We start from the raw sequence: 14,688 nt of genomic DNA on the forward strand, positions 1-14,688 counted from the left end.
GAAATACCTGATGCTGAAAGAAAACTTCAATGAGCTGCAAATCTTCCTGGTGGTTGCCAGGGAGAAAAGCTTTACCAAAGCGGCGGCCAAGCTGGGGGTTTCTCAGTCGGCATTGAGCCATGCGGTGAAGGCATTAGAGCAACGTTTAAATACGCGTCTGCTGACCCGAACCACACGCAGCGTTGCCCCAACGGAGGTCGGGGAGAAGTTAATCGCCTGTCTTGAGCCACGGCTTGCCGATCTTGAGCATGAACTTGAAATCCTGCTCCAACCAAATGGCACCGCTTCAGGCAATATCAGACTTTCCGCCGGGGAGCATGCAGCGCGCTGCCTGCTGTGGCCAAAGCTAAAACCTTTTCTTCGGCAATACCCTGAAATTAATGTCGAACTGGTGGTGGATAATGGGTTCGTTGACATTGTAGAAGGGCGTTTCGATGCCGGTATTCGCCTTGGCGAAAGCGTAGATAAGGACATGATTGCGGTAAAAATTGGGCCGGACATGCGAATGGTGGTTGTGGGGGCGCCGGCTTACTTTGCCGAACACGGGATCCCGCAGACGCCCCATGAGTTGCAACAGCATCGTTGCATCAACATGCGGCTTCCTACCGCCGGCGGGTTATACCACTGGGAGTTTGAGAAAGACGGCAAGCCGTTGCGCGTGAAAGTGGAAGGGCAACTGACATTTAATCTGTTGGCAGAGAGAATCGACGCGGCGTCGTCAGGTTTTGGTATCGCCTGCGTACCGGAAGATATGATTCAAAACGAAGTGAAATCAGGAGAGCTTATCCAGATCCTGGGCGAGTGGTGCCCGACATTTCCCGGTTACTACCTCTATTATCCCAGCCGGAGGCAACATCCTCCGGCGTTTGCCTTGTTGATCGATGCTCTGCGCCATTAACGTTTTGGGGCCGGCGACACCCTTAGTGCTACGCCGGCCGTGGCTCACCTAAACATCAAGTTTTCGGCCCGTCAGCCACTCCACCATGGCGGGATCGCGATGAGAGAAGAAGGCGCTGGTTGCCGTATCCAAAGCGGTAATCTTCTCCATTTCTTCTTCGCTGAGCTCGAAGTCCAGAATATTGATGTTTTCTTCCATTCGTTCCCTGCGGACAGATTTTGCCAACGAGATGATATCGCGTTGATAAATCCAGCGCAGAACCACCTGGCCGACACTCTTACCCCGTTTTTCAGCCATGGCGGTTAATAACGGGTGCTGAAACAGGCCATTTTTCCCTTCAGCGAATGGCGCCCACGCTTCGGGCTGAATTCCCCGACTTTTCATCCACGGCACCGCATGCAGTTGCTGGTTAAACGGGTTCACTTCAATCTGGTTCACTGCCGGAACGACCTTGTTGAATGCGATCAGATCCGCGAGCCGGTCCGGATGAAAGTTGCTGACGCCAATGGCACGGATTTTCCCCGCCTGGTGTAACTCCTCCATCGCCCGCCATGCGCCATGAACATCGCCATAGGGCTGGTGGATCAAATAGAGATCCACATAGTCAAGCTGCAGGCGATTCAGTGAGCGTTCAAACTGTGCCTTCGCCCCTTCATAGTGGGTGTCCTGCAACCACAACTTGGTGGTTACAAACAGCGCTTCACGTTCCACACCGCTTTGCTTAAGGGCATTGCCCACCTGGGTTTCATTCTGATAGGAGGCGGCGGTATCAATCAGGCGATAGCCGGACTCAATGGCGTCGATAACGGCGCGTTCGCATTCCTTGGCGTCCGTCATCTGGAAGACACCAAAACCCAGTTTGGGCATTTCGACCCCGTTGTTCAGCTTCACTGTTTGCATGTCGTTATCCTTCTGCTTTTGTGTGAAGAAAGCATAGCGCAGAGTGATTTATTCGATTAGACGGAGTAAATGGATAGGGTTAATCAGCAAGATTTATTAATCGAGCCTTGCTGCAGCGGTGACAGATTACTGAAGGTGCTTTTCCTGCAGGCCTTTGTGATGCCGCTTCTGTCCAACAAAAAAGCCGATAACAGGCTAATGTTATCGGCTTTTGGCTGCCGGTCAGGGCAGTGCGGGCGGATTAGGCGGCAGGCAACTGCTGCGCGGTTTTTTCCACCAGCGCCAGCAGGACTTTGATATCGTCCAGGCTGACCGTAGGGTTCAACAACGTCATTTTCAGGCAGGTCACGCCGTCAAACTCGGTGACCCCGACGTTGGCGCGGCCAGATTCCAGCAACGCATCGCCGATCCGTTGGTTCAGCAATGCCGCGGCGGCATCGCCGGCGGTGGCTAACTGCTGCGGACGGTAGCGGAACAGCACGCTGGCCAGCTGTGGCTGCATGACCAGTTCCAGCGCCGGTTGATCGCCGATGTAGTGAGCCACCTGTTGCGCCAGCGTTACGCCGTGATCGATGATCGCCGCATATTGCTCCTGGCCCAAAGCTTCCAGCCCCATCCACAGTTTCAACGCATCAAAACGGCGGGTGGTCTGCAAGGATTTGGACACCAGGTTAGGCACGCCCTGAGCTTCATCGAACTCGGAGTTCAGGTAGGCCGCCTGATAACGCATCAGTTCATAGTGACGGGCTTCTTTCAGCAAGAAAGCGCCGCAGCTGATGGTCTGGAAGAATTGTTTGTGGAAGTCCAGAGTGACGGAATCCACCAATTCAATGCCATCCAGATAGTCGCGGTATTTCTCGGAAAGCAGCAGGGCACCGCCCCAGGCCGCATCGACATGCACCCAGATCTGGTGTTCCGCCGCCAACTGCGCAATGCCGCGCAGCGGGTCGATAGCCCCGGCATCCGTGGTACCTGCGGTTGCGACGATCGCCAGGATCTGCTCGCCATTGGCCTTGGCCTGCGCCAGTTTTTCGGCCAAATCGTTCAGATCCATACGCGCAAACCGATCGGTTTTCACCAGCGTGACGGATTGGTAACCCAGGCCGAGTAAAGCCATGTTCTTTTGCACCGAGAAGTGGGCATTTTCAGAACATAACACTTTAATCTTTCTCAGATTACCCACCAGGCCATCCTGCTGCACCGAGTGACCTTGTTTGGCGAAGAAGGCATCTCGTGCCAACATCAGCCCCATCAGGTTGCTCTGGGTACCGCCACTGGTGAACACCCCGGCATCGCCCGGTTGATAACCTACCTGGGTACGCAACCATTCGATCAGCTTCATCTCGATGAGGGTTGCTGACGGGCTTTGATCCCAAGAATCCATGCTCTGGTTGGTGGCGTTGATCAACACTTCGGCAGCCTGGCTGATCACCAGGCTAGGGCAATGCAAATGCGCGACGCACTGCGGATGATGCACCGACAGGCTGTCTTTTAAAAAGTACTCAATGGCGCGTTCGATCGCGACCTGGTTGCCCAGGCCCTGAGGGGTAAAATCAAGCTTGATACGTTCACGCAGTTCGGCAACGGTCTTCCCCTGATACATCTCGGGTTGTTGCAGCCACTGCACCACGGCCTGACTGCTCTGTTCGATCGCTTGCTGGTACGCCTCGGTGCTTTGCGCTGAGGCGGCCAGAATCGGGTTTAACCGGGACATCGACTTCACTCCACATCCACCGGCTTGATGCCGGCGGCTAACAGGGCCTGTTCAAATTTATCCAGGAAGATACCCAGTTCGTCGTTGGTGATCAGCAGGGAAGGCAGCAGACGCAGCACGCAGCCATTACGGCCGCCGCGCTCCAGGATCAGGCCGGCTTCGAAGCATTTCTTCTGCAGCAGGGCGGAGAGCTGGCCGTCAGCCGGGTAGCAGCCCATGTGATCCTGCGCTTCGTTCGGTTTCACAATTTCCAAACCGATCATCAGACCCAGCCCCCGCACGTGACCAATCACCGGATAACGTTTTTGCAGCTCGGCCAGCTTGGCTTTCAGCCATTCGCCTTGCACGGCGACCTTTTCGGCCACCTGGTTATCTTTGAGGTGTTGCAGGGTGGTCAGGCCGGTAGCCATCGCCAGTTGGTTGCCGCGGAAAGTACCGGTATGGTGGCCAGGTTCCCAGGCGTCGAACTGTTTCTTGATACCCAATACCGCCAGAGGCAAACCGCCGCCAACCGCTTTGGACATCACGATGATGTCCGGCTCAATGCCCGCGTGTTCAAAGGCGAACAGCTTGCCGGTACGGGCGAAACCAGCCTGAACTTCGTCGATAATCAGCAAAATGCCGTGTTCCTGCGTGACTTTGCGAATACGCTGCAGCCACTCGACCGGGGCCGGGTTAACGCCGCCTTCGCCCTGAACGGCTTCCAGAATGACCGCTGCAGGCTTGCGCACGCCGCTTTCGACGTCATTGATCAGGTTTTCGAAATAGTAGGTCAGCGCCTTGACCCCGGCTTCGCCACCGATGCCGAGCGGGCAGCGGTATTCGTGCGGGTAAGGCATAAACTGGACTTCCGGCATCATGCCGTTGATGGCTTCTTTCGGCGACAGGTTGCCCGTGACCGCCAGTGCACCATGGGTCATGCCGTGGTAACCACCGGAGAAGCTGATCACGCCGGTGCGACCGGTGTGCTTTTTCGCCAGTTTCAGCGCGGCTTCTACCGCATCTGCGCCCGAAGGGCCACAGAACTGCAGGCAGTATTCCTGGCCCTGGCCTGGCAATAAAGAGAGTAAATAAGCGGAGAACTCATCTTTCAACGGCGTTGTAAGATCGAGGGTATGTAACGGCAAGCCGCTGGTAATGACATTTTGGATGCTTTGGAGGACGTCAGGATGGTTATGACCCAGAGCCAGCGTACCCGCACCAGCCAGGCAATCAAGATATTGATTATTCTCAACATCCGTGATCCAAACGCCTTGGGCTTTCGCAATTGCCAACGGCAATTTACGGGGGTAACTCCTGACATTCGATTCAAATTCAGCTTGTCGCGCCAAATATGTTTCGTTATTTACATTTTCTAAATTCACACCGAAATTATCAATACGGACTTTATCCGTCATCATATCTCTCCTACAACTGGGGGTATCAATGACGCCCTAGTTGAATTATTGAATTGAACAATTAACTACCGTGAGAAAAACGGGCCCAATATATGGCTTTTTACCCCCCGGCTCAATAGTTATTTGGCCGGGGGCAATTTATTGTTTTTCTAATAAAAATCAATAAATTGCTTTTTTTGTGGCCAATAATGGCACGCTTTAATGGCGATTGGGGGCTTGACAAGGCACAAAAAACCTCCTCAAAAAAAGTAAGGGTACCGGCCCAATGCGTTTATTTTGAAGGCAATTTTAGAAGGAGGGGTAAGATCGTCACGGCGCAATTTTTGAAGCAGTGAATTATTATAAATAAATCTTTGCTTATAAATTAACCGAATTTAGCGAGCGTACAGATTATTGCTTTCGACGGTAACCAGATAATTACCATGGAATTTCGCCATGACGGTCAAAAAAACCGCCGGTTGGGCCATCCTTGGCGAGGGAGGCCAGCGCCACGATAGCATCGGTTCCCTCGGTTATCGTCTGGCAGCCCAGGGGGTTGAGATCGGTTTGGGTAAAGCCCGGGTTAACGGCGTTAATCTTGATTTTCGGCAACGCCTTGGCGTATTGGGTCACCAGCATGTTGAGCGCCGCTTTTGAAGAGGGATAGGCCAGCTGCAGTATTCTGGACTCGAAGGAGCCGCCTTTGCCGGTCATGGTATGAAATGACCCCAGCGAGCTGGACACCATCACCACTCTGGGGTTGGCGGCGGCTTGCAGCAGGGGGAGAAAGGCCTGCATCATGCGAACCACGCCAAAAACCTGAGTCTGGTAGATTTCTGTCAGGGCCACGGCGCAGGTTTCCCTCGGGTGTCCCCAGGGGCCAGACACGCCGGCGTTATTGATCAGGACATCAAGGCGATCGTGTACCTTGCTGAAATCCGCCGCCGCCTGCCGCACTGACTCCTCGGAAATCACATCGATTATCAACAATTCTGCATGCAGGCCTTGCAGAGCCAGCTGTTGAATGGCCTGCTCGCCGCGCAGGGGATCCCGCGCGCCGAGGACTACGTGCCACCCACACCCGGCAAGACGCCGGGCGGTTTCATGACCCAGGCCCCTGTTGGCACCCGTAATCAATACGGTGGTTGTCATGGTTATGCCTTGCTCGACAAAATCATGTCTGCGGCTTTTTCACCGATCATAATGCTGGGAGCATTGGTGTTGCCGGTAGGAATGACCGGCATCACCGAGGCGTCGATCACACGCAGGCCAGACAGACCGTGCACGCGCAATTGCGGATCAACCACCGCCATGTTGTCGGTCCCCATGCGTGCCGTACCGACCTGATGGTGGTAGGAAGCGGTCATTCGGCGGATGTAATCGCGCATTTTATCGCGGTTGTTCACGCCATCCATGCCCATCTCTTTGCCGCGCCACGGCGCCAATGCGGTTTGCTTCATCACTTCGCGCAACAGTAGGGCCTTGTCGGTCATGACCTCCAGATCCTGATCTTCGGAATAGACTCGCGGATCCATCAATGGGGGTTGCAGCGGGTCGAGCGAGTTGAGCCACAGACGACCGCGACTGATGGGCCGCACCAGACCAGGTGTGACAGTGTAACCCTGAGTGACGCCCGGCATGAACGGCATGGTGAACAGCAGGGACTGGGTGTCAGGCGCCGAGAGCGCCGGGGCTGACTTATGGAAAATCTGTGCTTCGATACCGGAGGCCAAACCGACCGCCACCGGCTGCGGCGAAGACCAAACCATAGGACACACCAGGTGATCGTGCAGGTTTTCACCCACGCCAGGCAGGTTGACCAGGGTCTTGATGCCCATTTTCTCCAGCTGTTCGGCCGGGCCGATGCCGGAGTGCAGCAGAATGGAAGGGCTCATCAGGGAGCCGGCGCACAGCAGCACCTCATGGCGGGCCTCAATGCGATAATCGGTGCCGCGATGCACAAAGTGTACGCCGGTAATGTGATCGCCCTGGTTGAGCAGCTTCAATACTCGCGCTTCGGTGATCACCGACAGGTTATCCGCTCCACGAATGGCGTCGCCGTAGCAGACCCAGGCGCTGGCCCGTTTGCCGTCTGGCGTCATGGTGTACTGCGGGAAACTGACGCCGGTGGAGTCCTGGCCGTCGTTGTAATCCTGCACCCGTCGCAGCCCGGCCTGTTGTCCGGCCTCGACAAAGGCGTGGGCCAATGGCGTCATGGCGGGGCGAGAGACCTGCAGCAGCCCCCCGGTGGCATGCAGGTTGGACAAGCCATCGATATTGCAGTTTTCCGCTTTGCGGAAATAAGGCAGCACGTCCTTCCAGCTCCAGCCGGTGGCCCCCATCGCCGCCCAGTTGTCGTAATCGGCAGGCAGGCCGCGCACGTACATCATGCCGTTGATTGAACTGGAGCCGCCCAAGGTTTTGCCGCGCGGCCAGTAAATATCCTGTTTGCCGGCGTAAATCTGCGGCTGGGTGGAGAAGCCCCAGTCAACGGCGGAATGCCACAGCGCCATGGCCTCCGGCGGGTTATGAATGGCCGGCATATCGTCGCGTGGGCCGGCTTCCAGCAGCAGGACCTTTAATCCGGCATCAACCAGCCGGCGGGTCACCACCGATCCGGCCGAGCCTGCGCCGATAATAATGTAGTCGTATTTTTTGTCGTCGCTTCCGCTCCCGGTGCTGCGCGGGGCCGGCTGGCGGGCATAGCCGGAGAAAGGCAGTGCGGCCGCAGCGCTCATCGCCAGACTGGCGGCAATGAACCGACGGCGGCCGGCGTCGGTGTGTAGTTTATCTTGTTTCATGACGATCCCTTTTTATTGGTTTGGACGCGCGGGCTTAGTGAGCGTCGACGTCTTTCAGAGCAATCCAGGTGGCTTTCATTTCGCCGTATTGCCGCATCGCATGTAACGACAGGTCGCGGCCGATGCCTGACTGTTTGAAACCGCCGAAAGGCGAGAGAATATCGCGGGTCAGGAAGTGATTGACCCAGACGGTTCCCGCTTCCAGTTGGCGGGCGACGCGGTGAACTTTGGCGATATCCGGCGTCCAGAATCCGGCGGTTAAGCCGTATTCGCTGTCATTTGCCAACCGGATGGCGTCTTCTTCGTCTTCAAAAGCGATGACCGAAGCGACCGGGCCGAAGATTTCGTTTTGCGAGGCGGTCATGGTCGGCGTGGCGTTGTCGATCACCGTCGGCCAGAAGAAATGCCCGCCCGGCACGACGCTGTCGTCCGCATGGCCACCACAGACGATGCTGGCGCCTTCATCACGCGCGGAGTCGACATAACGCAGGACATTGGCCTGATGCCTGGCATCAATCAGTGGCCCCATCATGGTCGCGGGATCGAGTGGATGCCCCGGCTTCCAGCGGTTCACTTCTTCAATCAGCAGCGCGACAAACTGCTCTTTGATGGATGCCTGCACCAGCAGGCGAGTCCCCGAAGCACAGACCGCACCCTGATTGGCGCAAAAGCCCAAGGCGGCAAAACGTGCTGCACGTGCCAGATCCGGCGTATCGGCAAAAATGATATGCGCGTTCTTACCGCCGCCTTCGAGGTAGGTGCGTTTCATGTTGGACTGCCCGGCATAGATCAGCAGCTGTTTGGCCACCTGGGTGGAGCCGGTAAAGGCCATCACCCGCACGGTGGGGTGCAGCGCCAATGCCTGACCGACCTGAGCGCCGCCGGTCACCACGTTGAATACGCCATCGGGGATACCGGCCAGCTGTGCCAGCTGTGCCAGCCGAATGCCGGTTAACGGCGCTTTTTCAGAAGGTTTGAACACCACCGAGTTACCCATTGCCAGCGCCGGCGCAATCTTCCAGCAGGCAATCATCAGCGGGTTGTTCCACGGCGTCATCACCGCCACCACGCCCAAGGCCTGGTAGGTGATCATGCCGTGGAAGCTGTCGCTGGTAGGGGCGATTTCACCGGCAATCTTGTCGATCGCCTCGGCGTAGTAACGCAGTGCGAGTTGCACGTCCTGCATATCCATATCCAGCGACTCATGGATGGTTTTACCGGTATCCAGACTTTCCAGCAGCGCCAGTTCTTCTTGATGCTGGCCAACCAAATCGGCCAAACGCAGCAGGGCGGCTTTGCGCAGCGATGGCGACTGGTCACGCCAAACGCCCGACGCGAACGTGCGGACCGCAGCTGCGACGGCCCGATCCACGGTGGCGGCGTCGCAGTCGGCAATCGCCGCTAACAGCCGACCGTCGATCGGGCTGGTGTCGGCAAAAGTGGCGCCGTCGGCAGAGTCCTGATACTGACCGTCAATATAGGCGCGCCCTTCGATTTGCAGTGCGTTTGCCTGCTGCTGCCATTGTTCAAAAGTTTTCGTCTGGCTACTCATAGGGAGTCCTTGTTTCAGTCTGTGGGGATCCTCTTTCGAGGGATAAAGCTAAACTAGCTGTGGTCAGGCTGAACAAACAGAGGGCTTGCCGTATCACACTGGTGCCGAACAGGCACCAATGGATGACGTATATTGTGCTAGCGACCAGCATGCTGAAGGGATCTGAATGTGGACATGATGAATGCATTACGCATATTCAATGCGGTGGTTAAAGGCGGCAATTTTACGGCTGCTTCCGAAGCGCTTGATCTTTCGCGCCCACGAGTGAGCAAAAGTATTGCCGAGCTGGAGCAGCATTTCGGCGTGCGTTTGCTGCACCGGACCACGCGATCGATGACGCTGACGGAGGCCGGGCGGGAATGTTACGAATACAGCCAGCGAATTACCGGCGAATGCCAGGCGTTGGAAGCCTATATGGGCAATCAGGGTCAGCCCGCAGGCACTTTGCGCATCAGTGCGCCACACCCTTATTGTCGGGCTGAACTGGCAACCATAGTGGCAGGTTATCAGCGTCGTCATCCGCGGGTAGCGGTGGAGTTCTGCCTCAGTGACCAGTTGGTTAACCTGATCGATCAGGGGATTGATGTGGCGATCTGCGTGGCCAATCTGTCGGATTCGTCTCTGGTGGCGCGCAAGCTGTGTGAAATACCCCGAATACTCTGCGCGTCTCCAGACTATTTAAAACACCATGGCACCCCGGATTCCCCACAGGCGTTGCGAGAGCACAATTGTCTGGTCTATTCACTGTTGCCCCGTGCGGAACAATGGGAATACCTGGATGAGGAGGGGCGTCTGGTCGAAGTGCCGGTATGCGGATCGTTGCGTGCCAACAGTGGTGATGCCTTGTTGGCCAGCGCGTTGGAGGGCAGTGGCATTATTCTTGAGCCGGAGTTCGTGGTGAGAGAAGCGTTAGCCAGCGGCGCGCTGGTCAGGTTAATGAGGGATTACACCTGGAGCCATCGCTCGCTGTACGTGGTCTATGTTAACCGGCGCTATCTGCCGGTTAACATTCGCAGTTTTGTCGATTTTGTCGCGGAGTATTATCGGCAATCCGGGTTACCGCCGGGCCAGAAACTTACGGATACCCCGCCGGTTGCCTGAATGCAGGGCTACTCTGCGTCGTACTTGAAGCGCGCGGCTTCGACTATCAGCTCCCGCGCCAGCGTTTCATCCGCCAACGCGTCCAGCAACAGCAGGTTAAGGCGAGTCAAAAATAGCGCCAGGGATTCGCCGGCAAAGGGTTCGGCGGCCTGATAGAACTGGCTGTACAGCTCATCGAGCTGCTGTTCGGTCAATTTAGCCTGCATTTTTTGCTCCTTGGTTATCGTTCTGCCAGCCGCTGGCCCGCATTATGGCCCGCTCGATGATGGCAAAGTCCGCACCATCGCTCTGCGTCCAGCGCCAGCAGACGTGTCCATCCGGTCGAATCAGATAAAGCGCGCCGGCGGGGCCGCTGTAGGCCGCGTGCACCTGCCCATCAGGATCTTCCACCGACCCGGCCGCGCCGGCTTGCAGTTGCCCAGGCCGCCCCACAGTGACCACGCGCAGCAACGGATGGTCGCTGATTTCCGCAGCGGCGGTCCCGTCCAGAGCCGGAAAGCGCAGCAGGGTGAACAGTTGCGCATCCAGTAATCGGGTCAGGTGGCTTGGCTCACCGTTCAGTAACAGAGGGAACTCCGGCAATACCGCGCCGAGCTTGGGGCCGGGTACCTCGCAAGCCGCAGCCGTCGGGGTATTTAAAGGCGAATCCCCATAGCAGATGCTGTGGGTCTGACGGGGATTGATCAGCGTGGAAAACTGCGGATGGCGCGCCGCCAGCGACAGCACCGCATTACGCAGCGTGCTGCCGGCCGGGGTCGCCGGGCACATAAACTCGGCGCTGCGGCTGGCCTGTCCGGCATTTTCACGCCAGGCCTTCTGACGTTCGCTGGAGTAACTGGTCAATAGCGACGGCGGCGCCAACCCTTTCAGCACGTAGGCCAGCTTCCAGCCGAGGTTATAGGCATCGTCCAGCCCACCGTTAAGCCCACGTACGCCGAAGATCGGCACTACGTGCGCCGCATCGCCGACGAACAACACCCGCCCGTGGTGATAGTTGTCCAGCGACAGCGCTTTGGCGTTGTACATGCTGATCCAAATCGGACGCCATTTTCCTTTTTCACCGACCATGTCGAGAAAACTCTCGACCACCGGCAGCACGTTTTCCGGCTTCAGGCCTTCTTCGTCGCTAACGCCGTCTTCCAGCAGGTAATCAATGCGCCAGATGTTGTCCGGCTGACGGTGCATCCACATTGGGCCAGGGCGCAGGGCGGTTTCAAACCACACCCGTCGTTCTGCCGGAGTTTCGCTTTCCAGCTCGATATCCACGATGGCAAAGCGTCCATGGTGCACGTCCCCTTGCAGATGCAGGCCCATTTGTTCCCGCACCCGACTGCGGCCGCCGTCGCAGGCTATCACCCAGTCGGCCTCCAACTGGTACTCTACGCCGACGGCATTGAGTGACAATGTCACGCCATCATCATGATGTACCAGGCTCTGCAGTTCGGTACCCCAGCGCAGTTCGATCAGATCATCATGGCGCAGCACCTCATCCAGCAGAAATTGCTCGATATAGTACTGCTGCAGGTTGATCATTGCCGGAAACTGCTGGTTGTCATCCAGCAACATGTCGAACTGCATCACCATCTCGCCCTGATAAAAGCTGCGGCCACGGGTCCAGGCCAGGCCCTTGCCGACAAAGGTGTCTGCCAGCCCCAGCTTGTCGAGGATCTCCAGGCTGCGGCGGGAGATGCACGCCGCCCGGCTGCCGGTGCAGACCTGGGTATCATTCTCCACCACCAAAGAAGCGATGCCTTGTTTCGCCAATCCCAGCGCCAGCGATAAGCCCACCGGCCCACCGCCGACAATCACCACCCGGTGCCGATGCTGTTCGCGGTTATCGTGCAGCGACGGCAGCTTGACCGCATATTGTTGATAGCGGAATTCACCAATCACGTTTTCTTGTTGCATAAAGATACTCCTGGTCGTTGCCGGTTACTCCGCCGCAGGGGCGATCAACTCAGAAAAGGGATGCCGGATCTGGCCCGCCTGCATCGGCATTACCCAATCGGGAAGTTGCTGCGTGATTTCCACGTCCATCAGCACCGCTTTTTCAATAAAATGCGCCAGATGCTCCATCGCTTCGGGCCGGGCATCGTGCAACACCATCACCGTCCAGGGCTGATTGGCGATGTCTTCCAGCGCACGTGCCACCCAGGCGTCGGTTGGCAGTTCCCAATCCCGCGGTACCGAGTTCCACAGCACCAGGCTGAACCCTTGCTGTTGCAGCACCTCAACCGCTTCCTGATTCAACACGTGCGGTCCGAGGATCCCTTTACCGGCATAGGGGCGAAACAGCGGGGGCGACTCGGCGTATTGGCCTAGTCGGGCTTGGCCTTCGGTAATTTCGTGCCGAGCGAACCCCGGAGCCCCCAGCCCCAGTGGCAGAGAGTGGGTCAGGGTATGAATGCCGACCCGGTGCCCGGCGTCCTTCACCGATTTAACCAAGGCTTCACCGCCAGGCGCGGAGATCTTCTCGCCGATAGGGAAGAAGTTGGCCAAAATTCGGAACTCCTCCAGCGTTTTCAGCACCAGCGGAGTCCCCTGGGGATGGGGACCGTTATCAAAGGTCAAGGTGAGTTTTTTATGCATGTTCCTGCTCCTGAGAAGTGGCCAGCATCAAATCAACTGCGCGCTCTGCCACCATGATAGTCGGTGCATTGGTATTGCCCGCCGGGATACGCGGGAAAATCGATGCATCAGCGATGCGCACTCCCGCCACGCCGCGCAGGCGGAGTGCCAGATCCACCACGGAAGTCGCGGGATCTGCCCCCATGCGGCAGGTACCGGTAGGGTGATACTCGGTTTTGCCATGCTCACGCACGAACGACGCCAGCTGTTCATCGCTGTTCAAATTCGGCGCGGGCAACAGAACCCGGTCAATCAGTGACGCCAACGCGGGGGCCTGGAACAGCTGCAAGCCCAGGCGTACCGCTCTGACCTGCGCCGCGACATCCTCCGGAGTGCCCATGTAATTGAGGCTGATCTGCGGTAATGAACGAGGATTACCGTCACGTAACCGGACTTCCCCCTGCGCCAGTGGCCGCAGGTGCGCCAACTTGAGGGATAAGGCATGTTGGTTTTGCGCCTGTTTTCCCTTGTCGTCGACGTTATCCGACGCCGCCAGTCCCATCAGTTGCACATCTGGCCGATCGTCGCCGCCGGTGGCGAAAAAACCGCCGCATTCCAGCAGGTTGGAGGCGCAGATACCGCGTTTGAACAGCAGCCATTCCAGTCCGTTCGCCAACGCCTTCAGGCCTTTGTCTTGCCCGAGCAGGCTAATCGGCTTTCGCAGGCTGGCAATCACCGAAAAATGCAGGTGATCCTGCAGGCGTTGGCCGACCAGAGGGCTGTCGACCTGGGGTTTGATGCCGACTTCGCGCAGATGCTCTGCCGGGCCGATGCCGGACAGCATCAACAGTTTTGGGGTACCGATGGCGCCGGCGCACAACACCACTTCCCGGCTGGCCAGCGCCTGTTGGCGTTTCCCCTCGGCGTCGGTAAATACCACGCCGGTGGCACGATCCTGTTCCAGCAACAGGCGTTCAACCAGGACGCCGGTCATCACCTGGAGATTCGCGTGTTGGCGCACCGGCGCCAGATAGGCCACCGAGGTGCTGCAGCGATGCCCCTGATAGGTAGTGGTTTGGTAGAAGCCGATGCCTTGCTGGCTGGCGCCGTTAAAGTCATTGAGATAGGGATAGCCCAGTTCCTGACCGGCTTTGACGATGGCGTAGCTAAGCGGATGGCGATAGCCGGAGTCGCTGACTTTCAGGTGGCCGCTATCGCCGTGATAGTCGTCGTGCAGGCTCTGGTTGCATTCCGACTTGATAAAGTAGGGCAGTACATCGCGATAGCCCCAACCGGTACACCCTTCCTGCGTTTCCCAGTCGTCATAATCCTGGGCATGGCCACGGACATAGAGCTGCCCGTTCACCGAGCTGCCGCCGCCCAGCACTCGCCCTTGTGGAATGCCTATCGCCCGGTTGCCCATATGGGGTTCGGCATCGCTTTGATAGGGCCAGACCAGTTTACCGACAATTTCTGGAAATCCGGCCGGCATACGGATAAACAGGCCTTTGTCTTCCGGCCCGGCCTCCAGCAGTAAAATGCGCGCCGAGGTTCTTTCCGCCAGCAAACCGGCAACCACGCAACCGGCAGAACCACCGCCGACCACAATGTAGTCGTACCTTTCATTCTCTTTCATGCTCTCTCCGTGCAGATGAGGGGGAAATATTGCGATGGAAGAAAAAATATATTTTTTAATATAAAGAATATTTTTTGTTGATGTCACTATTTTTTGTCGATAGCATGACATTTATGCAACATCGCACGGCTCAGTCATGGGC

At 57.3% G+C, this 14,688-nt stretch carries 12 protein-coding genes; 2 read left to right on the forward strand and 10 right to left on the reverse strand.

Annotated features, from left to right (window positions below; genetic code table 11):
- Positions 1 to 10 precede the first annotated feature (10 nt).
- On the forward strand, positions 11 to 898 hold the full coding sequence (locus tag H5P17_RS23885; protein ID WP_182825596.1) for a LysR family transcriptional regulator: 888 nt from the start codon (positions 11 to 13) through the stop codon (positions 896 to 898).
- 48 nt (positions 899 to 946) lie between these two features.
- On the opposite strand, the gene H5P17_RS23890 is transcribed toward H5P17_RS23885, so the two are convergent.
- The 6 genes from H5P17_RS23890 to H5P17_RS23915 all read right to left on the reverse strand — a co-directional run bounded on the left by H5P17_RS23890 (position 947) and on the right by H5P17_RS23915 (position 9,241).
- Positions 947 to 1,798: an aldo/keto reductase gene (locus H5P17_RS23890; protein WP_182825597.1), complete on the reverse strand. Its 852-nt coding sequence runs from the start codon at positions 1,796 to 1,798 to the stop codon at positions 947 to 949.
- 241 nt (positions 1,799 to 2,039) lie between these two features.
- Positions 2,040 to 3,512 carry an aspartate aminotransferase family protein gene (locus H5P17_RS23895; RefSeq protein ID WP_182825598.1) on the reverse strand — a complete coding sequence of 491 codons (1,473 nt, stop codon included), beginning with the start codon at positions 3,510 to 3,512 and terminating at the stop codon, positions 2,040 to 2,042.
- A gap of 5 nt (positions 3,513 to 3,517) precedes the next feature.
- Positions 3,518 to 4,909 (reverse strand): diaminobutyrate--2-oxoglutarate transaminase, encoded by a 1,392-nt coding sequence (locus H5P17_RS23900; RefSeq protein ID WP_182825599.1) that lies wholly within the window; start codon positions 4,907 to 4,909, stop codon positions 3,518 to 3,520.
- A 417-nt stretch (positions 4,910 to 5,326) separates the two neighbouring features.
- The gene (locus tag H5P17_RS23905; protein WP_182825600.1) at positions 5,327 to 6,040 is read right to left on the reverse strand and encodes an SDR family NAD(P)-dependent oxidoreductase; all 714 of its coding nucleotides are present in this window, start codon (positions 6,038 to 6,040) and stop codon (positions 5,327 to 5,329) included.
- Positions 6,041 to 6,042: 2 nt separating this feature from the next.
- The gene (locus tag H5P17_RS23910; RefSeq protein WP_182825601.1) at positions 6,043 to 7,689 is read right to left on the reverse strand and encodes a GMC family oxidoreductase; all 1,647 of its coding nucleotides are present in this window, start codon (positions 7,687 to 7,689) and stop codon (positions 6,043 to 6,045) included.
- A gap of 34 nt (positions 7,690 to 7,723) precedes the next feature.
- Entirely contained in the window at positions 7,724 to 9,241 is a 1,518-nt protein-coding gene (locus H5P17_RS23915) for an aldehyde dehydrogenase family protein (RefSeq protein WP_182825602.1), read from the reverse strand.
- A 174-nt stretch (positions 9,242 to 9,415) separates the two neighbouring features.
- On the opposite strand from H5P17_RS23915, the gene H5P17_RS23920 reads away from it, so the two are divergent.
- Positions 9,416 to 10,342, forward strand: a complete 927-nt coding sequence (locus H5P17_RS23920; RefSeq protein ID WP_182825603.1) for a LysR family transcriptional regulator — start codon at positions 9,416 to 9,418, stop codon at positions 10,340 to 10,342.
- Between the two features lie 8 nt (positions 10,343 to 10,350).
- Here the strand turns inward: H5P17_RS23920 and H5P17_RS23925 are convergent, their stop codons facing one another.
- Genes H5P17_RS23925 through H5P17_RS23940 form a run of 4 tightly spaced genes read right to left on the reverse strand, consistent with a single transcriptional unit; the run spans position 10,351 to position 14,546 of the window.
- Complete coding sequence (locus H5P17_RS23925) at positions 10,351 to 10,548, reverse strand: hypothetical protein (RefSeq protein WP_182825604.1); 198 nt, start codon at positions 10,546 to 10,548, stop codon at positions 10,351 to 10,353.
- The gene (locus tag H5P17_RS23930; RefSeq protein ID WP_182825605.1) at positions 10,538 to 12,250 is read right to left on the reverse strand and encodes an FAD-dependent monooxygenase; all 1,713 of its coding nucleotides are present in this window, start codon (positions 12,248 to 12,250) and stop codon (positions 10,538 to 10,540) included. The genes H5P17_RS23925 and H5P17_RS23930 overlap by 11 nt, the downstream gene beginning before the upstream one ends.
- A gap of 24 nt (positions 12,251 to 12,274) precedes the next feature.
- Positions 12,275 to 12,931, reverse strand: coding sequence for a polysaccharide deacetylase family protein (locus H5P17_RS23935; RefSeq protein WP_044551109.1), 657 nt, complete (start codon positions 12,929 to 12,931; stop codon positions 12,275 to 12,277).
- The gene (locus tag H5P17_RS23940) at positions 12,924 to 14,546 is read right to left on the reverse strand and encodes a GMC family oxidoreductase (protein WP_182825606.1); all 1,623 of its coding nucleotides are present in this window, start codon (positions 14,544 to 14,546) and stop codon (positions 12,924 to 12,926) included. The genes H5P17_RS23935 and H5P17_RS23940 overlap by 8 nt, the downstream gene beginning before the upstream one ends.
- Positions 14,547 to 14,688: the final 142 nt, after the last annotated feature.

The sequence above is a fragment of the Serratia sp. OS31 genome, assembly GCF_014164835.1.
Taxonomy (GTDB): domain Bacteria; phylum Pseudomonadota; class Gammaproteobacteria; order Enterobacterales; family Enterobacteriaceae; genus Serratia; species Serratia liquefaciens_A.

Bases quoted from the DNA above. Each gene is read 5' to 3' on its own strand.
- H5P17_RS23900 (WP_182825599.1), bottom strand. From the start codon at position 4,909: ATGACGGATAAAGTCCGTATTGATAATTTCGGTGTGAATTTAGAAAAT.
- H5P17_RS23915 (WP_182825602.1), bottom strand. From the start codon at position 9,241: ATGAGTAGCCAGACGAAAACTTTTGAACAATGGCAGCAGCAGGCAAAC.
- H5P17_RS23940 (WP_182825606.1), bottom strand. From the start codon at position 14,546: ATGAAAGAGAATGAAAGGTACGACTACATTGTGGTCGGCGGTGGTTCT.
- H5P17_RS23930 (WP_182825605.1), bottom strand. From the start codon at position 12,250: ATGCAACAAGAAAACGTGATTGGTGAATTCCGCTATCAACAATATGCG.
- H5P17_RS23925 (WP_182825604.1), bottom strand. From the start codon at position 10,548: ATGCAGGCTAAATTGACCGAACAGCAGCTCGATGAGCTGTACAGCCAG.
- H5P17_RS23890 (WP_182825597.1), bottom strand. From the start codon at position 1,798: ATGCAAACAGTGAAGCTGAACAACGGGGTCGAAATGCCCAAACTGGGT.
- H5P17_RS23885 (WP_182825596.1), top strand. From the start codon at position 11: ATGCTGAAAGAAAACTTCAATGAGCTGCAAATCTTCCTGGTGGTTGCC.
- H5P17_RS23895 (WP_182825598.1), bottom strand. From the start codon at position 3,512: ATGTCCCGGTTAAACCCGATTCTGGCCGCCTCAGCGCAAAGCACCGAG.
- H5P17_RS23935 (WP_044551109.1), bottom strand. From the start codon at position 12,931: ATGCATAAAAAACTCACCTTGACCTTTGATAACGGTCCCCATCCCCAG.
- H5P17_RS23905 (WP_182825600.1), bottom strand. From the start codon at position 6,040: ATGACAACCACCGTATTGATTACGGGTGCCAACAGGGGCCTGGGTCAT.
- H5P17_RS23910 (WP_182825601.1), bottom strand. From the start codon at position 7,689: ATGAAACAAGATAAACTACACACCGACGCCGGCCGCCGTCGGTTCATT.
- H5P17_RS23920 (WP_182825603.1), top strand. From the start codon at position 9,416: ATGATGAATGCATTACGCATATTCAATGCGGTGGTTAAAGGCGGCAAT.